This window comes from Nevskia sp. (assembly GCF_023266035.1).
In the GTDB taxonomy this organism is placed as follows: Bacteria; Pseudomonadota; Gammaproteobacteria; order Nevskiales; family Nevskiaceae; genus Nevskia.
This window is the reverse complement of the sequence record NZ_JAHFRY010000006.1, coordinates 1-21,085: the sequence shown is the minus strand read 5'-3', so window position 1 is coordinate 21,085 and position 21,085 is coordinate 1. Positions and strand designations below refer to the sequence as shown.

Below are 21,085 nucleotides of genomic sequence, written 5' to 3'. Positions count from 1 at the left end.
CGGATGGCCCTGGTCGATGGCAAACCGGGGTGATGCTTCCATACGGAACGCCTGTTGCAGCCGGCTGTCTAGGCGTCACCAATCCCGTGGCAGTGTGCGGATTCTTTGTGGATTTTCGTGAGTCGATGGCATGAACCAGCCCACCGCATCGATTCACCGCCGCCTGCTTCCCAATATCTGGGATCTGCTGGTGCTGCTGATCGCCGTCGGCGTGCTGGTCGCACTGGCCGATGGCGCCCGCGAGGCCATCCACGAATCGCTGGCGCAGCTGGAGCAGGCGCCGCTGGCGCTCGATCCCTGGCAGCTGCCCGAGTACGCGCTGCGTACCACCTTGCGGATGCTGATCGCGCTGTCGCTGGCGCTGCTGTTCACCTTGATCTACGGCACGCTCGCGGCCAAGAGCCGGCGCGCCGAGCTGCTGCTGGTGCCGACTCTGGACATCCTGCAATCGGTGCCGATCCTCGGCTTCCTGTCGTTCACGGTGGCTGGCTTCCTGGCGCTGTTTCCGGGCAGTGCGCTGGGTGCGGAGTGCGCGGCGATCTTCGCGATCTTCACCAGCCAGGCCTGGAACATGACCTTCAGCTTCTATCAGTCGCTGCGCGCCGTGCCGCGCGATCTGATCGAGGTGTCGAAGGGTTTCCAGCTGTCGGCCTGGCAGCGTTTCTGGCGGCTCGAAGTGCCGTATGCAACGCCGAGCCTGGTCTGGAACATGATGATGTCGATGTCCGGCGGCTGGTTCTTCGTGGTCGCGGCCGAAGCGATCACCGTCGGCAACCAGACGCTGACCTTGCCCGGCATCGGCTCCTATGTGGCGGCGGCGATCGTCCAGAAGGACCTCAGCAGCATCGCCTGGGCGCTGCTGGCGATGCTGCTGGTGATCGTCGCCTACGACCAGCTGCTGTTCCGGCCGATCGTCGCCTGGGCGGACAAGTTCCGCCTCGACCAGACTGCCGGCCAGGACAGCCCGCGCAGCTGGCTGCTGGAATGGATGCGCCGCACCCGCGCCGTGGCCAGCTTGCTGAGCCCGCTGCGCAAGGGCTGGCTCTGGCTGCGGACGCGGCGGCTCGATGTTCGCGCCGAGCGTCTGCCGCTGCCGGTGATCTCGGTGCGGACCAACCGCTGGATCGACCGCGCGTGGCTGGCCGCGGTGATCGCCGGAGCGCTGTATTCGCTATGGGCGATCGTCGCCTATGCCTCGATGACCCTGGCGCTCGGCGATGCGTTCAACGCACTGGGGCTTGGCTTGATCACCTTCGTCAGAGTGCTGCTGCTGGTGGCGCTGACCAGCCTGATCTGGGTGCCGATCGGTGTGTGGATCGGCCTGCATCCACGCTGGGCCGATCGCGTGCAACCGGTGGCTCAGTTTCTGGCGGCGTTCCCGGCCAATCTGATGTTTCCGGTGGCGGTGGTCGGCATCGTCCATTTCAACGCCCATCCGGATATCTGGCTGAGCCCGCTGATGGTGCTCGGCACCCAGTGGTACATCCTGTTCAACGTCATCGCCGGTGCCCGAGCCATTCCCAACGATCTGCTCGAGGCGGCGGCCAATCTGCGCCTGAGCCGCTGGCTGTGGTGGCGCAAGTTCATCCTGCCGGCGATCTTCCCGGCCTATCTCACCGGCGCGGTGACCGCCACCGGCGGATCGTGGAACGCCAGCATCGTCGCCGAGTACGTCAGCTGGGGTAACACCCAGCTGACCGCTCATGGCCTCGGCGCCTACATCGCCAAGGCCACCGAAGCCGGTGATTTCCCGCGCATCGTGCTGGGCGTCACGACCATGTCGATGTTCGTGATTCTCTGCAATCGCCTGCTCTGGCGCCCGCTGTACCGCTACGCCGAACAGCGTCTGCGGATCGACTAGGACCCATCCCATGCAGACCGTCACCGACCAGACCCTGCTCGACCTGAGCGACGTCTGCCAGCACTACGACAAGGGCCGCGACACCCCGCTGGTGGTGCTCGACAAGGTCGATCTGCGCCTGCGGCGCGGCGAGATCGTCGGCCTGCTCGGCCGTTCCGGCTCGGGCAAATCGACCCTGCTGCGCATCGCGGCCGGCCTGATTCGCCCGAGCAGCGGCCGCGTGCAATGCAACGGCCGGCCGATCACCGGGCCGGTCAGCGAAGTCGCCATGGTGTTCCAGAGCTTCGCGCTGTTCCCCTGGCTCACCGTGCTCGAGAACGTCGAACTGGGGCTGGAAGCGCTCGGCATCGAACCGGCCGCGCGCCACAAGCGCAGCCTCGCGGCGATCCAGCTGATCGGCCTGCGCGGCTTCGAATCGGCTTATCCGCGAGAGCTGTCCGGCGGCATGCGTCAGCGGGTCGGCTTCGCCCGGGCGCTGGTCGTCCATCCGCAGATCCTGCTGATGGACGAGCCGTTCTCGGCACTCGACGTGCTCACCGCCGAAACCCTGCGCACCGATCTGCTCGATCTCTGGGGCGAGGGTCAGCTGCCGATCAAGTCGATCCTGATGGTCACCCACAACATCGAGGAAGCGGTGCTGATGTGCGACCGCATCCTGATCTTCTCGTCCAACCCGGGCCGGGTGATCGGCGAGATCACGGTATCGCTGCCGCAGCCGCGCAGCCGTCAGGACCCGAGCTTCCGCCGTCTGGTCGATGACATCTACACGCGGATGACGGCGCGCAGCGATGTCCGCAGCAACACCCGCAACGAACTGTTCCCGGGCACCGGCATCGGCACCGTGCTGCCGCAGATCTCCACCAATCTGCTGTCAGGCTTCATCGAGGCACTGGCCTCGGCGCCTTACGCGGGGCGCGCCGATCTGCCGGCGCTCGCCGAGGCGCTGCAGATGCCATCCGATGAATTGCTGCCGATTGCCGAAACCCTGCAGCTATTGCGCTTCGCCGAACTGGCCGAAGGCGACATCACGCTCAGTGAGCGCGGTCAGCGCTTCGCGGTCGGCGATCCGCAGGTGCGGCAGCAGTTGTTCAGGGAGCATCTGATCAGCTACGTCGCGCTGGCTGCGCACATCCACCGCGTGCTTGATGATCGGCCCAGCCATGTCGCGCCGGCGCTGCGTTTTCAGGAAGAGCTGCAGGACTACATGTCGGCCAAGTTCGCCGACACCACCCTGAAAGCAGTCATCGGCTGGGCGCGCTACGGCAACCTCTTCGACTACGACGAGCAGACCGAGATGTTTGCGCTGGAGCCGGTGCCTAGCGCCCGTTGATATTCACGGCTCGCCGCGCCAGCCGCGCAGTCGCCAGACGTGGAAATCGAGCGCGTAGTCAGGATGAATCGCGATGTGGATCGGTTCGATCTCGGCCGTCTCTTCGAAGCGGCCGGCAGTGTTTGCGGGCAGCGCCGCGTCGCGCGACACGAACAGGAAATCCCGGCCTTCGAGCCCGGCCATGGTCGTCGACATCGCGTAGTAGTCATCGGCCTTGTGCGCGGGGTTCCACTTGAGCATCGCGGCGCCTGCAGGGCCGGCGTAGTAGCGCGCTTCGGCAATCAGATCGCGGGCATCGCCGAGCAGGATGCTGTCCGGATAGGCCGCCTGCCGCGCCGCCAGCGCTTCGCCGTATTCGCGCCAGCCGCGGACCCGCTTGTTCAGCACATCATTCTTCCGGTTCAGTTCGATGCCGGCGACCTGCGCCAGCGCGTCGAAGTGATAGGCGATGGCGGTGACGATCAGGTTCAGCGCCAGTGCCGCGATCAGCAGCTTCATCCGTTGCGTCTCGACCAGCCCGGCGACGACGAAGATCGTGCCACCGACATAGGCCATCGCCGCCCAGTTGGCATTGGCGCGGCCGATCAGCGACTGCGCGGTGATCGCGCCGAGAAACGGCAGCGCGAAGCAGGCGAGCAGGCGATAGCGCTCGTCCCGTATCCATTGGCGCGCAGCCGCAAGCTGCACCAGCCAGGCGATGAACAGCGCCGGGCCGAGAATGCCGAGCTGGCCGGCGATGAAATCACCGAAGGATTTCCAGTTCAGGCCGTGCTGGCCGCCGTTCAAACCACCTTCGAGTCCGGAAATCTGAGCCGTGTGGCCCAAGGTCGGCCAGCCGTTCTGCTCGTTCCAGATCAGGTTCGGCGCGAACACCAGCGCGGCCAGTGCGGCGGTGACGTACAGCTTCGGGCTGCGGAAATGCCGGCGCAGCCCCGGCGTGATCGCCAGATGCAGCAGCACCGAGATCGCGAAGATCGCCATCGTGTACTTGGTCAGCAGACCGAGGCCGCTGGCGATGCCGGCGGCCAGCCACCAGCCCCAGGCATCGCTGTCGAGCGCTTTCAGATAGGCGTACAACGCCGCCGCCCAGCACAGGAACAGCGGCACGTCGGTGGAGATGATGACGCTCGACAGCGCCACGCCGGGCAGGGTGATGAACACGATCGCCGCCCAGAACGCGGTGCGGGCATCGAACAGCCGCCGGGTGATCGCCCAGATCAGCATCGTGGTGAACGGGTAGAGCAGCAGCGCGCCGGACTTCACGCAGAGTTCGCCGTCACCGCAGACCGAGGTCGTCGCCGCGATCACTGCCGCGATCATCGGTGGCTTCGAGAAATAACCCCAGGCCAGCGCCTGCGACCAGGTCCAGTACTGCGCTTCGTCGACATACAGGTCCAGGCCGCTGGCCGCGATCGCCAGCGCTCGCCAGGCCGTCAGCAGGACGATGATCGCCAGCAGCGGCAGCAGGCCGCGAGTGTCGTGCGGACGGGCGGGCAGCGGAATCGGGGAAGCGGCCAAGGGCGTCGGTTTCGGGTTATTGCGTCGCGGCATTCTAGCGATGGCCTGTGATCTAATCCGCTTCATGACCCTGATTGACCTTGTTTGGCAGCCAAAGGCTGCCACGTCTGCCGTACCCGCCATCAACTGTGGATGGGCATCGTGATCGGCGACCGCTACGAACTGCTGCTCGGCCTGCGCTACACCCGCGCCAAGCGTCGCAACCACTTCATCTCCTTCATCTCGCTGGCCTCGATGCTCGGCATCGGCCTCGGTGTGGCGACCCTGATCGTGGTGCTGTCGGTGATGAACGGCTTCGAGAGCGAGCTGCGCAGCCGCATTCTCGGCATGGCTTCGCACGCGACGATTTCCGGCAACAGTGAAGGCCTGCCGGACTGGAGCGGCGTCGCCGCGATGGCCTCGCAGAACCCGGATGTCGCCGCCACCGCGCCGTACATCGAAGGCGAGGCGCTGGTGAAGGTCGGCTCGGAGATCTCCGGCACCGTGATTCGCGGCGTGCTGCCCGGCGAGGAAGCCAAGGTTTCCGAGATCGGCAAGCACATGGCCAGCGGCGCGCTCGGTGATCTGAAGGGCGGCGACTACAACATCGTGCTCGGCTACGAACTGGCGCAGCAGCTCAACGTGGCGATCGGCGACAAGGTCGACCTGATGATCCCGCAGTTGAGCGTCACCCCGGCCGGCGTGCTGCCGCGCTTCCGGCGCTTCAATGTCGTCGGCGTGTTCCGCATCGGTATGTACGAGTTCGATCGCGGCCTGGTGCTGGTTCATCTCGACGATGCCGCGGCGCTGTACCGGATGGGCAGCAACGTCACCGGCGTACGCCTCAAGCTGAACGATCTGTTCCAGGCGCCAAGAGTCGCCCGCGAAATCGCCCAGATGACCCCCGGCGCCTACTTCGTGTCCGACTGGACCCGCAGCCACGCCAACTTCTTCCGCGCCGTGGCCACCGAAAAGACCGTGATGTTCCTGATCCTGTCGCTGCTGGTCGGCATCGCCGCGTTCAACATCGTGTCGACCCTGGTGATGGTGGTGCAGGACAAGCAGGCCGACATCGCCATCCTGCGCACCCTGGGTGCCACGCCGCGCTCGATCATGGCGGTGTTCATGGTCCAGGGCTCGGTGATCGGCGTGATCGGCACCATCATCGGCGTCAGCCTCGGCGTGCTGCTGGCGCTCAACGTGCAGACGCTCGTTCCGCTGCTGGAAGCCGCCACCGGCCGCCAGTTCCTGTCGCCGGACATCTACTACATCAGCGATCTGCCCTCGGACCTGAAGCTGGCCGACGTGCTCCAGATCAGCCTGCTGTCGCTGGCGCTCGGGCTGGTGTCGACGCTGTATCCGGCCTGGCGGGCTTCGCGGGTGCAGCCTGCAGAGGCGCTGCGATATGAGTGAATCCGCGAGCCACCGAGCAGGGGCCCCGCAGCTTCACCGCGGGGATGCGAGCAAGGCGAGACGGAGCGCCAAGGTGCACGAGCTGGCCATGAGTGGAGATTCAGCGTGACCGCAGCAGCTTCCGACATCGTCATCGCCTGCCACGGCCTGGCAAAAACCTTCGACGATGGCCGCCTGAACCTGACCGTGTTCGAGGGCATCGATCTCGAACTCAGGCGCGGTGATCGCATCGCCATCGTCGGTTCGTCCGGCGCTGGCAAGAGCACCTTGCTGCACATCCTGGGCGGGCTCGATTCGCCGACCGCGGGCACGGTGTCGGTGGCCGGGCGCGAGATGAGCGCGCTCAGTGATGCCGAGCGCTCGCGGGTGCGCAATGCCAGCCTGGGCTTCGTCTACCAGTTCCATCACCTGCTGCCGGAGTTCTCGGCGCAGGAGAACGTCGCGATGCCGCTGCTGATCCGGCGCACGCCGCGCGCGGAAGCATTGGCGACGGCGGCAAAGCTGCTGGAAAGAGTCGGCCTTGGTCAGCGGCTGACCCACAAGCCGGGCGAGCTGTCCGGTGGCGAGCGTCAGCGCGCCGCTGTGGCGCGGGCGCTGGTCACCCGGCCGGCTTGCGTGCTCGCCGACGAGCCGACCGGCAACCTCGACACCCGCACCGCCGAAACCGTGTTCGAGCTGATGCTGGAACTGAACCGCGAACTCGGCACCAGCCTGATCGTGGTCACGCATGACCTGAAGCTGGCGGCGCGCATGGATCGCATCTTTTCCCTCCAGGCCGGTGGCCTGAAGGAAGTGTCGCGCGAGCAGCTCGCGGCGGGTGTCCAGCCCGGCTGAGCCTGGGTTGGCGATTGCGTCCCGAAGCCTGGGACGCGCGTTTTCGCCTGTTCCGCTGGTCTTCGCATTCACCATCGGCGCGCTGGCCTTGCTGCAACTGCCGGCGCTGCCACCACTGTGGCTCTGGCTACTGCCGCTGGCGGCGGCGCTGTTCCGCTCGCGATGGCGCGGGCTGTTGCTGGCTTTCGCGATCGGTGCAGCGCTGACCGCGCAGCGTGCTTCGGAGCTGATCGACCAGCGCTGGCCGGTGTCGCGCTACGGCGAAGTGCCGACCGTCGAAGGCATCGTCGCCAGCCTGCCGCAGGCCAGCAGCACGACCACCCCCGATGGCGGCGACAAGCCGGGCGATGAAGCCGCGGACAGCCTCAGAACCTGGCGCTTCCGCTTCGATCCGCTGGATGGTGGCTTGCCCGAACACATCCGCGCCGCCTGGTATCGCAGCCGCGAAACCCTGCGCGGCGGCGACTGCTGGCGGCTGACGTTGAGCCTACGCACGCCGCACGGCAGCCGAAATCCGGGTGGTTTCGATTACGAAGGCTGGCTGTTCCGGCAAGGCATCGCGGCGACTGCGACGGTACGCAGCGGCGAGCGCTGCGAGGCCAGTGGCGGTCATGCGCTGCTCAAGCTGCGGCAAGGCTTTGCCGATCGGCTCGCCGCGTGGCTGCCGGGTCATCCGGCGCTGCCGATGGTTGCGGCGCTGACCTTGGGCGATACCTCGGGGCTCGACGAGGATGACTGGCAGGCCTTCCGGCTGACCGGCACCACGCATCTGGTCGCGATCTCCGGCTTCAATGTCGCGATCGTCGCCGGTGTCGTCTTCTGGCTGATCCGCTGGCTGTGGAGCCGCTCGGCCTCCTTGAGTCAGCGCTTGCCGGCACCGCGCGCGGCGCTGCTGGCTTCGGTGATCGCGGCCTTGCTGTACGCGCTGCTTGCCGGCTTCGAGCCGCCGGTACAGCGCGCCGCCTGGATGCTCGGCCTGCTCGTGCTGGCCGGCTGGTGGGGCGGGCTCGGCCAGCCGTCGCGAGCGCTGGCGCTGGCCTGGGCGGTGATCGTCGCCAGCGATCCGCTGAGCCTGCTGTCGCCGGGCCTGTGGCTATCGTTCTCGGCGGTTGCGGCGATCTTCTATGTCAGCGGCGGCCGGCTGGCGCCAGTCAATGGCTGGCGCGCGGCACTGAGCATCCAGCTGATGCTCAGCGTCATGTTGGCGCCGCTGACCCTGTACTGGTTCCAGGGCACCAGCCTGACCGGGCCGCTGGTCAATCTGATCGCCGTGCCGGCCGCCGCCGTGCTGACGCCGGCGCTGCTGCTCGCCCTGCTGCTTGCGGCCGTGGTGCCGGTGCTGGGGCTGCCCTTGCTGCATCGGGTCGCCGATGTCCTCGCGCTGGCGCAGGACGGCCTGCTGTGGATCGCCGAACAGACGCCGCAAGCCTGGCTGGCGGCGAGCCCGGAACCGGCGGCGCTGCTGCTGGCCTTGCTCGGTGCGATCGCCCTGTTCGCGCCGGCCGGTCTGCCGACCCGAGTCTTCGGCCTGCTGGCGCTGTCCGCGCTGGCCTTGCCGCTGGCACGCACGGTCGACAAAGGCTTCCGGCTAAGCGTGCTCGATGTCGGACAGGGGCTGGCGGTGGTCGTGCAGACGCGCGAGCACACGCTGCTGTTCGACGCCGGCCCGGCCTGGCCCGGCAGCTTCGATGCCGGGCGTTCGGTGGTCGTGCCCTATCTGCTGCGCAGCGGTGTGCGAGGGATCGATCGCCTGATCGTCTCGCACGGTGATCTCGATCATCGCGGTGGGGTTGCGGCTGTTGCCGCGGTCTTGCCGATCGCCAGCCGCAGCGGTTACGGCACCGATACGCCCTGCCGTGCCGGCGAGCGCTGGGACTGGGACGGCGTCAGTTTCGAGCTGCTCGCGGGTCCCGAGCGCGGCTTGTCGGACAACGACGGTTCCTGCGTGCTGAGGGTTGCGCAGGGCGATCAGGCGCTGCTGCTGACTGGCGACATCGAAGCCAGGGCCGAAGCGCGGCTGCTGACAGCGATGCCGGAAAAACTGCGCGCCGACGTGCTGGTGACGCCGCATCACGGCAGCCGGACCTCATCGACCGCGGAGTTCCTCGATGCCGTGCAGCCGAAGCTGGCGATCCACAGCGCTGGCTGGCACCACCATTTCGGACATCCGGCGCGGGTCGTCGTCGCGCGCATGCAAGAGCGCGGCATCGCCCAGGTTTCGACCGGCGATCACGGCGCGGTGACGGTCGAGATGAGCGGGGATCGTCTTGTCTGCGAACGCTATCGACCGAAGGCGCTGCGGCTGTGGTCGACGCCGGCCGACGAGGTCTGGCGCAGCGGTTTGCCTTCAAGCATCGGCCCCTGCCGATGACGCCGATCAGGCCGGCCAGCGGATTGCACTGATCTCGATATCGCGGTCGCCCGCCGGCCGCTGCCACAGCGCGACATCGCCGACCTGCAGGCCGATCAGCGCCCGCGCCAGCGGCGAGGTCCAGCTGATCAGCCCGGCGTCCGGATCGGCCTCGTCTTCGCCGACGATCCGGTAGCGGCTCTCGAGATTGTCGTCGTCGAGCACGGCGACTTCAGCGCCGAAGGCCACCTTGCTGCTGTCGCGCGTCGTGCCATTGACCAGCTGCGCGGCAGCGATGCGGGCCTGCAACCAGCGCAGTTCGCGATCGAGACTGGCGCGGCGCTGGCGACGATCGGCGGCATCGGCGGCAATCGCCGCGATATCAGCCTCGATCGCATCGCGGCGCGCTTCGAGCAAGGCCAGCCCACGCGGCGTGACGTAGTTCGGATGTGGACTGAGCGGTAGTTCGGGCAGGTCTTCGGGTTCATCACCGTCGACCTCGCGGACGTGGGCGCGACTCATGTCACCAACTGCTCGCGCAGGAAGGCCAGCGTGCGATCGAGCGCGGCGCGCGTCGGCTGGCCGGCTTCGTCAATCAGGTGCGTGGTCAGCACGCTGTGCGGCGTGCCGAAGCCTTCCCGGTTGCCGTGACAGGCGTCGATCTCGATGCCTTCGAATGCGTCACCGAATTCGCGGCGCAGGCGCTCGAAGCGCGAAGGCGCGCACAGCGGATCGCCGTGGAAGCGCAGGCCGAGAATGCGCGCGCCGTGCTGGTCGATCTTGTCGTGAGCGGCGGCCAGTTCCTTCGGCGATACATGCAGCGCATCGCGGCGGCCGGGCACCGGCACTGGCAGCGAAGGCTGCGACAGCACCGGCGCGATCACCGGCGCGTCGAGCATCATCGCCAGGCCGAAGTTGCCGGTCAGGCACATGCCGACGGCGCCGACACCGGGCCCGCCGCAGGCTTCGTGCGCTTCACGCGCCAGCGCCCGCAGCCAGTCGACGATCGGGCTCGACTGATTCGCGGCCAGCACGCTGAATTCCTTGCTGATGCAGATCCGCAGCACCGAACGGGTCAGGTAGGGCAGCGTGATCGGCTGCAGCGGCGTGCCGAACAGCTGCGGCATCCAGACGCTGAAGCCGGCATCGGCCAGAGTCGTCGCGAAAGTCGCGACCTGCGGCGTGATGCCGGGAATCTCGCTCATCACGATCACCGCCGGGCCGTGGCCGCGCCGGTAGACCGCGCGGGTTTCGCCGAGATGGCGGTGCGGAGCGAGGGTGAAGCCGGGAATCGTCGGCAGATGGTCGATCATGGCTAGCTCTAGCGCATCAGCTGATAAGGCCCGCCTTTCCCCAGCGCCGCCTGCCAGGCCGGCCGGGCCTTGATGCGGGCGAGGAAGTTGAGGATGTTCGGATAGCCCTGGCTGGCGCCACCGCGGGCGGCGGCGGCTTCGAGCGGGAAGCTCATGATGATGTCGGCCGCGGTCAGTTCGCTGCCGGCGAACCAGCCGCTATCGCCGAGCGCGGTTTCGATGCTGGTCAGGTGCAGTTTCAGGCTCGGATCGAGATAGCCCCGGCCGACGCCGTTGGCGATCGCCCTGGCGATCGGCCGGATCAGCCACGGTGTTGGCGCGACGGTGGTCTTCGAGAAGATCAGCTTCATCACCAGCAGCGGCATCAGCGAGCCTTCGGCGTAGTGCAGCCAGTAGCGGTAGCGGATGTATTCAGGCGTACCGGCTGCGGGCATCAGCCGGCCGTTGCCGTGACGCTCGATGAGGTGCTCGATGATCGCGCCGGTTTCGGCGATCACGACGCCGTCATCGCTGATCACCGGCGATTTGCCGAGCGGGTGCACGGTCTTCAGCTCGGGTGGTGCAAGCATGGTTTTCTTGTCGCGCTCGTAGCGCTTGACCGTGTACGGCAGGCCCAGTTCTTCGAGTAGCCAGAGGATGCGCTGGGAACGGGAGTTTTCGAGATGGTGGACGACGATCATGGGCAGCCGGCTCCGGTTTCAGTGCGGCTAGCCTAGCTGCATCCGTCGGTGCGCGGTCGCGCATCCAAACTGGCGTACGCCCCAGGATGAACACCGATGAAACGCTCGCTGCTGATGATTGCCCCCGCTGCCTTGCTGCTGGTCGCGCTGCTCGCCGGCTGTGATGACGATGATCACCAACGCCATCAGCCGAGCTACGGCGATCACCATGATCCGGGCGACGGCGCGATCGGCCTCGATGGCGACACGGTGGTGATCGAAGCCGGTGGCCAGCCAGCGCTTGCGCGAGTCGGCCTTGATGGCGCCCTGAGCATCGGCGAGACCGGCATCGAAACCAGCCCGGAAGCCCGAACCGCGCTGAAGGCCTACAGCGCCGCGGCGGTGGCGATGAAGACCCATGCGATCGCTTTCGGCCGCGCCGGTGTCGGCTTCGGCTTCGATACCTTGCGCGATGTCGTCGACGGCCTGATCGAGGGCCGCGACGATGTGGGCAGCGAGGCGCGTGAAGGCGCCGAGGTGCTGGTCGTCAAGGCGCGCGAGCTGTGCGAGCGGATGGAAACCGTGCAGGTGGCGCAGCAGGCCGCGGCGGCTGCGGTGCCGGCGTTCGTGCCCTATGCGGTGCTGGACGATGCGCAGGTACGGGAATGCTTCGAAGGGATCGACGAGGAAGTCCAAGATCTTCACGACAAGGCCAAGCCAGTGTCATCCGGCGGCGCCTGATCACCGATCCGCTCAGGCCGGCGGCAGGCTGGCCGGCAGCACGATCCTGAAGCGGGTTCCCGGCTCGGCCGGCTCGGCGCTGATCCGGCCGCGGTGCAGGTCGACGATCTTCTTGCAGATGGTCAGGCCGATGCCGTTGCCGGGATATTTCTCACGGGCATGCAGGCGCTGGAACAGGCCGAACACCTGCTCGGCGTGCTTTTCGTCGATGCCGATGCCGTTGTCGCGCACGCGCAGCTCCCAGTCGTCGCCCTGACGCTCGGCGGCGATCTCGACCATCGGCGCAACGTCCGGGCGGCAGAACTTCACGGCATTGCCGATCAGGTTCTGGAACAGCTGCACCATCTGCCGCTCGTTGCCGAGGATGGTCGGCAGTTCACCGGCCGTCACCGTGGCGGCTGCGGCGCTGATCGCGCCATGCACGTTGGCCATGGCAGTGGCGACGACCCGGTTCAGATCGACCGGCTGTGTGGCATCGGACGCCCGTGACACGCGCGAGTAGGCGAGCAGATCCTCGATCAGGCTTTTCATCCGCTGCGCGCCGGAGGTGACGAAGCCGATGTACTCGTCGGCGTCCGGCCCGAGCTTGCCTTCGTAGCGCTTCTGCAGCAGTTGCGCAAAGCCGGACACGGTGCGCAGCGGCTCCTGCAGATCGTGCGACGCCACGTAGGCGAACTGTTCCAGATCGGCGTTCGAGCGAGTCAGCTCGTCGGCGCGGGCCTTCAGTTCCGCCTCGTCGCGCTTGCGGGCGGTGATGTCTTCGGCGGCACCGACCGCGCCGAATACCGCGCCGTCCTGACTCAGCGCGGCGATGCTGAACTGCACGGTCACCACGCTGCCGTTCCTGCGGGTCAGCGGTACCTCGTGGTTGGTGATCGGATCGCCGCCGTCGAGGGTCTGCTGGTAGCGCCGGTAGACGTCCTTCAGGTGCGCTTCGTCGGAGATCAATTCCGCCCAGGGCATCCCCAGCAGTTCTTCGACCGGATAGCCGGTGATATCGCTGGTGCGCCGGTTGGCGGTCATGAAGCGGCCTTCGCGGTCCATCGTGAAGATCGCGTTGGTGACGTGTTCCATGATCTTTTCGCGGAACTGGGTCGCGGCTTTCAGCGCCACCTCGGCCTGGTGACGGCTGCTGATCATGTTGTTCAGTTCGCCGGCCAGCACGCCGAGTTCATCCCTGGAGCGCACTTCCACCATCGTGCTGAGATCGCCCTGGGCCACGCGCACGGTGCCGTCGCGCAGGCCTTCGATACTTTTGCGCAGATCATTGGAGACCAGCCAGGCGACCAGCATGGCGATGCCGAGCAAAACGCCGGCGGCCGTCATGATCACGCCGAGCAGCAGCCACTGCACAGTGCGCGCGCCGCCGGCGAGCACCGCGGAGAAGCCCTGTTGCAGCGCCGTGACGCGGGTGTTGATCGCATCGATGCGATTGAGGAACAGGCGTCGGCGCTGATCGTCGAGCTGCGCGGTGTTTTCGGCCACGGCGATCTCGCGCGACATGTTCATCAGTTCCTGCACGCAGTCGTCGGCCTTGCCCCAGATGTCCACCGCTTCGGCGAAGAAGCTGAGGCTGCGGAAATTGCGGAACAGGAAAATCATCTCGGGAATGTCTTCGGCCGGCACGCCGCCGGCGAGAAAGCCCTGGTAGACGGCCAGTTCGTCGTATTGATCCCTGAGCAGTTCCAGGCGCGCCCGCCGGCCGCCCAGCGGCACGGCGATGGCGTTCTGGAAATAGGTCCAGGCGCGACGATCACCGGTCTGCAGATAGCGGGTGATTGCGTAGACGGCGTTCTTCTGGCCTTTCGACGACTGGCTTTCGGCGCTGACATAGGCGCGCACGCCGGAGGACATCGACAACGACAGCGCAACGATGATCAGGGCACCCATCATCGCGACCAGAAACATCGCGACCACGCCGCTGAGCTTGGCGCCGATCGACAGATCGCGCGCGCGCTGGACGAGGCTGCGGCGCCGGGTGGTGGGCTCGATTGGTGCTGCGCCGGTCAAGGCGCGCGTGCTTCCGGGGACGGTGCCTGCCGGGCATCGGCCATGACGGCAGCGATGGTTGCGCCCAGGGAATCGTTGGCCGATTCGGGGCGGCTGTGGTCTCCGGACATCACCATGCGGCTGCGGCCGACTCGTTTTGCCGCATACAACGCGGCGTCGGCGCGGCGAACCAGATCGGCGGCGATGCGGCGCGGCGAGTCACCGGCGGTTGGCGCGATCACCTGGGCGAAGCCGCCGGACGCGGTGACGAAGCTGCTGCCATCGAGCGAGCGCGGAATGCGCAAGCCGTGGACGCTGTCGCGCAGCGCTTCGGCCAGTTCGCTGGCCTTGTCCGGCAGGGCATCGAACCAGACGGCGGCAAATTCCTCGCCGCCGATGCGGGCACAGAAATCATGCGGCCGGCGCATCGCCTTGCCGAGCGAACCGCCGACCAGCCGCAGGCATTGATCGCCGGCCGGATGACCATAAAGATCGTTGTAGTCCTTGAAGTGATCGATATCGAGCATCAGCAGCGCGACATTCTGCTGCTGGCGCGCCGCTTCACGGATCAGCTTGCGCAGTTCCAGATCGAAATAGCGACGATTCGGCAGGCCGGTCAGGCCATCGCGGGTGGCCTGGAATTCCAGCAGCCGGCCGCGATACCAGCTTTGTCGCGAGGAATATTCGAGCAGGTAGGCGGTAACCCCGGAGATGGCCGCCAGCATCCAGGCCGATACGGCGTCATAGAACGCCGACAGGCCCAGCGCTTCCATCTGCGCCCAGGTGGTGATGACCATGGTCGCCAGCGCCCAGGGCAGCACGGCCCAGAAGCGCAGCCGGCCGAGGATCAGCATCGCGGTGACCGTGATCGCCGCGAAATCGTGCGGCATGTCGAAACCGAGCAGCCGGCCGAAGATGTGCTGCGCCATCACGCAATTGGCAATGATCACGCAGGTGATGATCAGCATCGCCGGCGACCAGCGCTGCAGGGCGGGCCGTACGGTGAACAGCAGCGACAGCAGGATCGCCGGAATCTGCACGCAGAACTGCAGGAAGTGCGACATCTTCAGGAAGCCGTCCGGCGCGTGCATCACCCAGTCGTCGTACAGCGGGGTGACGCCGATCATCAGCATGCCGATGAACAGGATCATCGTCCGCGGCCCGCGGGCGTTGTGCTCGAAGGTTTCGCGGAACAGGGCTTCCAGAGGCTCGTCGAAGCGCAGGCGCAGCAACTGGCGGCGCTGGTTCTTGTTGGAATGCGGACGGATCCGCGGGTCGCCGTTCATGACGTCAGGAGTTGCGGATACCGATGAAGGCTGCGGCGAGCGGTGGTTGATCGGGACGCCGGAAAAGCGTCTTCAGGAAACGATGATAAACGGGTCTGTGAGGCGATGCCGTGTCAAACAGCACAGCCCCGCTCAGCCAGCATGACTGACGATGATGTCCGGCGCGCCGCGTTCCAGCGCGGCCCGAAAATCCGCAGGCAGTGGCTTCTTGGCGAGCGCCGGCGTGACCATCACGTAGACCGTTTCGGTTCGCGCCAGCAGGCTGGCTTCGCCACGGCGACGGAACTCCACCGCCAGCACGAACGAGGTATTGCCGAACTGCAGGGTGCTCACGCTGGCACACAGCACGTCATCGAAGCGGGCCGGCGCCTTCCACTCGGTGGTCTGCTTGACCAATTGGTAATCGAGCCGGCCATCGATCAGTTCTTTGCCGAAGCCCAGCGCGCGCAGGTATTCGGTGGTCGCCAGATCGACGTAATCGCCATAGCGGGCGTTGAACACCACCTTCTGCGCATCGCACTCGGCGTAACGCACCCGCAGGCGATAGCAGAAGGCTGCGGACGGCGGCGCGGTTGCTCCAGTACCGCGCGCCGTGTCGTTCATGCCACCAGCGTTTTCTTGAGCCAGGCAATGCCCTGATCGACGGCCTGACGGCCGACGTCGAGCCCGCTGAAGAAGGTGTAGAAGCCGTGGATCGCGCCGTCGTAGCACTTCGATTCGACGGCGACGCCAGCCGCTTTCAGCTTCGCCGCGTAGGCATTGCCTTCGTCGCGTAGCGGATCGAATTCGGCGGTGATCACCAGCGCCGGCGGCAGGCCCTTGTGGGATTCGGCCTTGATCGGGCGCAGCAAGTTGCTGGTCAGCGCCGCAGCGTCCTTGACGTAATGACCGAAGAACCAGTCCATGTCCTTGCGGCCGAGCAGATAGCCCTCGGCGTTCTCGGTCATCGACGGATAAGCGTCCGGATCGATGTCGACGACCGGGTAGACCAGCAGCTGCGCCTTCAGCGCCGGGCCGCCCTCATCGCGCAGGCGCAGTGCGGTCACCGCCGCGAGATTGCCGCCGGCGCTGTCACCGGAGACGCCGAGGCGGCCGGCATCGCCGTTGATCTCGACGGCATGCGCAGCGGCCCAGCGGGTGGCGGCAAGGCAGTCGTCGGTCGCGGCCGGGAACGGATGTTCCGGCCCGAGGCGGTAGTCGACCGAGACCACGACGACACCGGCACCGGCGCAGGTTTCGCGGCACAGCGAATCGAAGGTATCGAGATCGCCGATCACGAAGCCGCCGCCGTGGAAGTACATCAGGATCGGGAACGGGCCTTTGCCGTTGGGGCTGTAGATGCGCAGCTTCAGCTCGCCGGCCGGGCCGGCGATGTGGCTGTCGCGGACGCCGGCGATCTGCGCCGCGCTCGGCGGCATCATGCTCATCAGCATGTTGATCGCCTGGCGGCACTGCGGCGGTTCCATCGTATGGAACGGCTGGGCGCCGGCGGCGGCGAGCGTGCCCAGGAAGCCCTGGACCTGTGGGTTGAGCGGCATCGTGTTCTCCTCGGTGCTGTTGTGGTTTGCGTGTTGTTCGTTTACTTGAGGTCGTTGCCATCCGCTTCGGCGGCGCGCGCCTCCGCCGTGATGGCAATGACGGCTTCCTGCCAGCGGCGCAAGTCCTCCGCGTAGGCGGTGAACACGCAGACCTCGCAGCCGTTGTCGCAGCAGTCGCCATCAAGCGGGCGCTCCGGTTTCGGAGGCAGGTTCGGCAGTGCTTCGGCGTTCATCGGCGGCGTGGAGTTGGCGGGTCGCTGGACACAGTGTCAAGCGGGGGCGAGTCCCGCGCACTTTGCCGCCCGGAGGGGCTGACGGCAAGGCGCTTTCGCGTCACCGGCAGCGGCGGCAATTGCGGCTAAGCTGCCGGCTTGATCATTCAATGTGAGAGTGCCCGGATGCCTCAGCAAAGCCATCACTTCGTCGTCTTTGGCGCCACCAGCTTCGTTGGCCAGCTGCTGACCCGCTACCTGTATCAGCGCTACGGCATCGGCGGCGAGGTGAAGTGGGCGATCGCCGGTCGCTCGACGGCCAAGCTCGATCAGGTCCGCCAGTCGCTAGGGCCGGATGGCCGCAACCTGCCGATGATCGTCTGCGACGCGGCCGACGAAACCGCGCTGCGCGAGCTGTGCAGCACTACCCGCGTGGTGGTGTCGACCGTCGGTCCCTACGCCTTCTACGGCTCGCCGCTGGTCAAGGTCTGCGCCGAAACCGGCACCGATTACTGCGATCTGACCGGCGAAGTGCAGTGGATCCGCCGGATGATCACCGCCCACGAAGCGACTGCGCAGAAGAGCGGTGCGCGCATCGTCCATTGCTGCGGCTTCGACTCGATTCCGTCCGATCTCGGCGTGCATTTCCTGCAGGCCCAGGCGCGCGCGAAGTTCGGCGTGCCGGCGCAGCGGGTGAAGCTGCGCATCAAGGCCTTCCGGGGCGGGTTTTCCGGCGGCACGGTCGCCAGCCTGATGAACGTGCTGAAGGAAGTCGGTGAGGACCCGGGCCTGCGCAAGGAACTGGGCGACCCGTACTCGATCACGCCGCCGAGCGCGGCACCCAGGCCGCGGCAGCCGGATGTGAACCTGGCCGAGTACGACGAGGACGCGCGCAGCTGGATCGCACCGTTCGTGATGGCGGCGATCAATACCCGCATCGTCCATCGCTCGAATGGCCTGTCCGGCCAGGCTTATGGCGCGGATTTCCGCTACGACGAAGCGATGATGACCGGCAGCGGCCTGAAGGGCAGGGCGACCGCCTGGGGCATCACTGCCGGGCTTGGTGGTTTCGTGCTGGCCGGTGCGCTGAAGCCGACCCGCGCCCTGCTCGAACGATACGTGCTGCCGAAGCCGGGCGAGGGACCGACGCCGGAAGCGCAGGAAAAAGGCTTCTATGATCTGCGCTTCATCGGCAAGACCGCCACTGGCGACGTCCTGCGCTGCAAGCTCACCGGTGATCGCGATCCGGGCTACGGCTCGACCGCCAAGATGCTTGGCGAAGCGGTGGCCTGTCTGGCCTTCGATGTGCCGCGCGATGCGCTCAAGGGCGGTTTCTGGACGCCGGCGACGGCGATGGGCGATCGCCTGATCGAGCGCCTGAAGGAACACGCCGGACTGACGTTCGAAGCGCTCTGAAGTCCTGAAAAGATGGTCACGGCCCGAAGCCGTGACCATCTCGCAGCTTCAGATGCGGGTGATGATCGCGGCGTCCCGCTGCAGGCGCAGGTGCGAGATATCGTTGAAGCCGGCCAGCGCCAGGCTGCCGCTTTCCGGGTGGATATGGAACTCGTGCACCGAGGCGTTCCAGATCTTCCAGACCAGGTTCAGGGACGTCGGGTTGTCGAGGCTCAGCGCTTCGCGCATCACCGCGGTGATCACGCCACCGGAAGTGAACACCACCAGACGTTCGGCCCCTTCCGCAGCGCGGCGCAGGCCGGCCACGCAACGGTTGGAGAACGCGGCCCAGGTTTCGTCGATCGGAATCGACGGTGCCAGCCCCTGCATCCAGGCGCCGACCACGGTGTTGAACACCGGCCGGAACACCGCCTGATCCCGCATCGCCAGATGCGGATCGTCCGCCAGTTCCGGGTGCTGATCGGCAATCAGCGGCAGGTAGGCGCGGATCAACTGGGTGTGGTTGAACTCGTTGAACGCCGGGTCGGTATGCAAGGCCGCGGGGGCCTTGTCGCCGATCACCGCGAGTGCCTGCTCACCGGTCTTGCGCTGGCGCTGCAGCGAGCCGCTGTAGGCGCGGTCGGCACTGAAGCCGCCGATCTTCCAGTGGCTGCCGAGGGCGACCGCCTGCCGCTCACCGAGGAGCGACAGACGATCGTAGTTGGCTTCCCCGAACGAGGCCTGGCCGTGGCGGACCAGGACGACGGTAGTCATGCCTAGTGGACGTAGACCGGGCCAACCAGCTCGTCACCCAGCGTCTTGCCACTGCTGTCCGGCAGTTCCGGACGCAGGATCACCGTATAGCGGCCCGGGGCCACGCCCTTGAACGCCAGCACGCGCGGGTTGTTGCCGGCCGACCATGAACCGGTCGGCGTCTTGCCGCGCGAATCGACCAGCTTGATGTGGGTGCCGGCCGCAGTCGGATCGACCGGGTTGTTGAACATCAGCACCACGGCCTTTTCCGACGAGGCTTCGCCGGCATAGACCAGGCTGAGATTGTTCGAGGCCTGAGTGCCGGTCTTCGACCACCAGCTGGAGATCACGTCGGAACCGTTGCCAGTCTTCGGACGGGTGAGCGGACGCTGGGCAGCCGGCTTGCTGGCGGCCTTCGGCGCATCGCTGCTCGGTGCTGCGGCAACCACTTCTGGCTTCGGTGCCGGCTTCGGCTTGGCGGCCTTCGGGGCAGGTGCGGGGGCCGGTTCGCTGGCAGCCGGCTCGGCCGATTCACCGGCAACGCGGGCGGCGACTTCGCTGGCCACGTTCTCGGCAATCTTGCGGGCTTCCTCTTCGCTGAGCGAGGAGTTGTCGCCGCCTGCCGCCGGGGCCGCGGGGGTGACCGCGACCTGCGTACCTTCGTCACGGCCGATGTTCTCGGCGATCTTCCGGGCGTCCGCGTCGGACATCGTCGGCAGATTAGCGGTGATCGGGGCGGCGGCGGTTGCTGGCGCCAGGGCGGTGTAGGACTCCGCCGGTGCCGGGGCTGGCTCGCTGGCGGCAGTTTCAGTCGACTCGGGGGCCGGAGCCGACTCCGGAGCCGATTCAGGCGCGGCTTCGCTGGCGGCAGCCGGCGTTTCCGTTGCTACAGCAGCCGTATCGCCGCCTTCCGTCGCGACGGGCGTTTCGCTGACCGTTTCGCCGGTGGCAGCGGCTTCCGGCGCGGCGGTCTTGCTGCCACGCGGCAGCAGCATGTTGAGTCCGAAATAGACGACGACGGCGGTGATGACAACGATGAGGACAACGCGGCTGAGTTTCATTGCAAACCCCGAGTGAAGCGGGCGGATCGTTTCCGCTCGCGTTTTTGTTGATTTCGTGAGGCGCTGGTCACGCCTTTCGGTTACTGATCATTGTGCCCGCAGACCGCGTGCCAATTGGCAACCAGACATTGCAGCAAAAGCGTGCCATCGGCCATGAAAGCTCTTGGAGTTTATGCGAAACGACTATGACCGTCAGCGGATTAGGCCGTCGGCGCTCGACTCATCGCGAGGCGGTGTCCCGCTCGGCGGCCTTGCGGGCCAGCGCTGCGCGGGCAGTCGCTTCAGCGGTGATCGCGGCCTGTTCGGCAACGATGCGCACCATGCGCTCGCGACGGCTCATCGGAGGCGCTTCGGCAACCGGTTCGATCTGCACAACGGCAGGTGCACTGACCGGCACTACAGCGGCCGAAGCGACTCTCACCTGGCTCATCAGCCCGGCTGCCGCTGCGACGGACGCAAGCGATACCGCGACCAGAATCATGGTCTTGTTCATCATCAGGACTCCCCTCGAATCTGCTTTTCTTGTACGGCCGAGCTTCATCAGGATGGCCCGGCGCAGCCCGAACTATGCGCAGCGGGGGCGGCAGCGTCAATCGGGTGGAATCCACGGCCTTTGCTGCAGCAGGGGCTGCCCCGACCTTGGAAAAAGAAACAGCCAAAAAGAAACACTTGTTGACTGAAATGTGAAATCGGCCGACGCTGCTCTTGATGCGCTGCGATAATGCTGGCCCGGCGTTGCATCCCGGCCCCCCAGCCAGCGCAGATTCGACGGACAAATCCTGTTTGATGGTCGGCTTCACAGCCGGTTTGATGGAGCATTCATGAGCGATCGGTATCTCGAGTTCACCAACTC

At 66.6% G+C, this 21,085-nt stretch carries 19 protein-coding genes; 7 read left to right on the top strand and 12 right to left on the bottom strand.

All coding sequences use genetic code 11. The features are described from left to right. The first annotated feature begins 130 nt into the window (after positions 1-130). Positions 131-1,861, top strand: a complete 1,731-nt coding sequence (locus tag Q0D45_RS01220) for an ABC transporter permease subunit (RefSeq protein WP_293387464.1) — start codon at positions 131-133, stop codon at positions 1,859-1,861. 10 nt (positions 1,862-1,871) lie between these two features. Then, positions 1,872-3,191, top strand: coding sequence for a nitrate/sulfonate/bicarbonate ABC transporter ATP-binding protein (locus Q0D45_RS01215; protein WP_293387462.1), 1,320 nt, complete (start codon positions 1,872-1,874; stop codon positions 3,189-3,191). A 3-nt stretch (positions 3,192-3,194) separates the two neighbouring features. Here Q0D45_RS01215 and Q0D45_RS01210 read toward each other — a convergent pair whose 3' ends face one another. Beyond that, positions 3,195-4,709 (bottom strand): glycosyltransferase family 39 protein, encoded by a 1,515-nt coding sequence (locus Q0D45_RS01210; RefSeq protein WP_293387460.1) that lies wholly within the window; start codon positions 4,707-4,709, stop codon positions 3,195-3,197. A gap of 132 nt (positions 4,710-4,841) precedes the next feature. On the opposite strand from Q0D45_RS01210, the gene Q0D45_RS01205 reads away from it, so the two are divergent. The 3 genes from Q0D45_RS01205 (at position 4,842) to Q0D45_RS01195 (ending at position 9,306) form a co-directional block, all read left to right on the top strand. Beyond that, on the top strand, positions 4,842-6,101 hold the full coding sequence (locus tag Q0D45_RS01205; protein ID WP_293387458.1) for a lipoprotein-releasing ABC transporter permease subunit: 1,260 nt from the start codon (positions 4,842-4,844) through the stop codon (positions 6,099-6,101). Positions 6,102-6,206: 105 nt separating this feature from the next. Further along, complete coding sequence (gene lolD, locus Q0D45_RS01200; RefSeq protein WP_293387456.1) at positions 6,207-6,935, top strand: lipoprotein-releasing ABC transporter ATP-binding protein LolD; 729 nt, start codon at positions 6,207-6,209, stop codon at positions 6,933-6,935. A gap of 7 nt (positions 6,936-6,942) precedes the next feature. Next, entirely contained in the window at positions 6,943-9,306 is a 2,364-nt protein-coding gene (locus tag Q0D45_RS01195) for a DNA internalization-related competence protein ComEC/Rec2 (protein WP_293387454.1), read from the top strand. Between the two features lie 6 nt (positions 9,307-9,312). On the opposite strand, the gene Q0D45_RS01190 is transcribed toward Q0D45_RS01195, so the two are convergent. From Q0D45_RS01190 to Q0D45_RS01180, 3 genes are read right to left on the bottom strand one after another with little or no spacing between them, the layout of a single operon-like run. After that, positions 9,313-9,807, bottom strand: a complete 495-nt coding sequence (locus Q0D45_RS01190) for a GreA/GreB family elongation factor (RefSeq protein WP_293387452.1) — start codon at positions 9,805-9,807, stop codon at positions 9,313-9,315. Beyond that, complete coding sequence (locus Q0D45_RS01185; protein ID WP_293387450.1) at positions 9,804-10,598, bottom strand: dienelactone hydrolase family protein; 795 nt, start codon at positions 10,596-10,598, stop codon at positions 9,804-9,806. The genes Q0D45_RS01190 and Q0D45_RS01185 overlap by 4 nt, the downstream gene beginning before the upstream one ends. A gap of 8 nt (positions 10,599-10,606) precedes the next feature. Beyond that, a complete protein-coding gene (locus tag Q0D45_RS01180; RefSeq protein WP_293387448.1) occupies positions 10,607-11,278 on the bottom strand; it encodes a glutathione S-transferase in 672 nt (223 codons plus the stop codon). A gap of 96 nt (positions 11,279-11,374) precedes the next feature. Here Q0D45_RS01180 and Q0D45_RS01175 point away from each other — a divergent pair, with 96 nt between their 5' ends. Next, entirely contained in the window at positions 11,375-11,998 is a 624-nt protein-coding gene (locus tag Q0D45_RS01175; protein ID WP_293387446.1) for a hypothetical protein, read from the top strand. Positions 11,999-12,010: 12 nt separating this feature from the next. On the opposite strand, the gene Q0D45_RS01170 is transcribed toward Q0D45_RS01175, so the two are convergent. From Q0D45_RS01170 to Q0D45_RS01150, 5 genes are all read right to left on the bottom strand, one after another. Further along, complete coding sequence (locus tag Q0D45_RS01170) at positions 12,011-14,008, bottom strand: ATP-binding protein (protein ID WP_293387444.1); 1,998 nt, start codon at positions 14,006-14,008, stop codon at positions 12,011-12,013. After that, complete coding sequence (locus Q0D45_RS01165; protein WP_293387442.1) at positions 14,005-15,273, bottom strand: diguanylate cyclase; 1,269 nt, start codon at positions 15,271-15,273, stop codon at positions 14,005-14,007. Before Q0D45_RS01165 ends, Q0D45_RS01170 begins: the two co-directional genes overlap by 4 nt. Before the next feature lie 132 nt (positions 15,274-15,405). Further along, a complete protein-coding gene (locus tag Q0D45_RS01160; protein WP_293387441.1) occupies positions 15,406-15,876 on the bottom strand; it encodes a thioesterase family protein in 471 nt (156 codons plus the stop codon). Next, complete coding sequence (locus Q0D45_RS01155; protein ID WP_293387439.1) at positions 15,873-16,811, bottom strand: alpha/beta hydrolase; 939 nt, start codon at positions 16,809-16,811, stop codon at positions 15,873-15,875. The genes Q0D45_RS01160 and Q0D45_RS01155 overlap by 4 nt, the downstream gene beginning before the upstream one ends. A gap of 41 nt (positions 16,812-16,852) precedes the next feature. Continuing rightward, entirely contained in the window at positions 16,853-17,044 is a 192-nt protein-coding gene (locus Q0D45_RS01150; protein ID WP_293387437.1) for an oxidoreductase-like domain-containing protein, read from the bottom strand. Positions 17,045-17,209: 165 nt separating this feature from the next. On the opposite strand from Q0D45_RS01150, the gene Q0D45_RS01145 reads away from it, so the two are divergent. After that, a complete protein-coding gene (locus Q0D45_RS01145; RefSeq protein WP_293387435.1) occupies positions 17,210-18,439 on the top strand; it encodes a saccharopine dehydrogenase NADP-binding domain-containing protein in 1,230 nt (409 codons plus the stop codon). 48 nt (positions 18,440-18,487) lie between these two features. On the opposite strand, the gene Q0D45_RS01140 is transcribed toward Q0D45_RS01145, so the two are convergent. The 3 genes from Q0D45_RS01140 to Q0D45_RS01130 all read right to left on the bottom strand — a co-directional run bounded on the left by Q0D45_RS01140 (position 18,488) and on the right by Q0D45_RS01130 (position 20,728). Then, positions 18,488-19,192, bottom strand: coding sequence for a histidine phosphatase family protein (locus Q0D45_RS01140; RefSeq protein WP_293387433.1), 705 nt, complete (start codon positions 19,190-19,192; stop codon positions 18,488-18,490). Positions 19,193-19,194: 2 nt separating this feature from the next. Next, positions 19,195-20,232, bottom strand: a complete 1,038-nt coding sequence (locus tag Q0D45_RS01135) for a hypothetical protein (protein WP_293387431.1) — start codon at positions 20,230-20,232, stop codon at positions 19,195-19,197. Between the two features lie 220 nt (positions 20,233-20,452). After that, a complete protein-coding gene (locus tag Q0D45_RS01130) occupies positions 20,453-20,728 on the bottom strand; it encodes a hypothetical protein (protein ID WP_293387429.1) in 276 nt (91 codons plus the stop codon). Positions 20,729-21,085 lie beyond the last annotated feature (357 nt).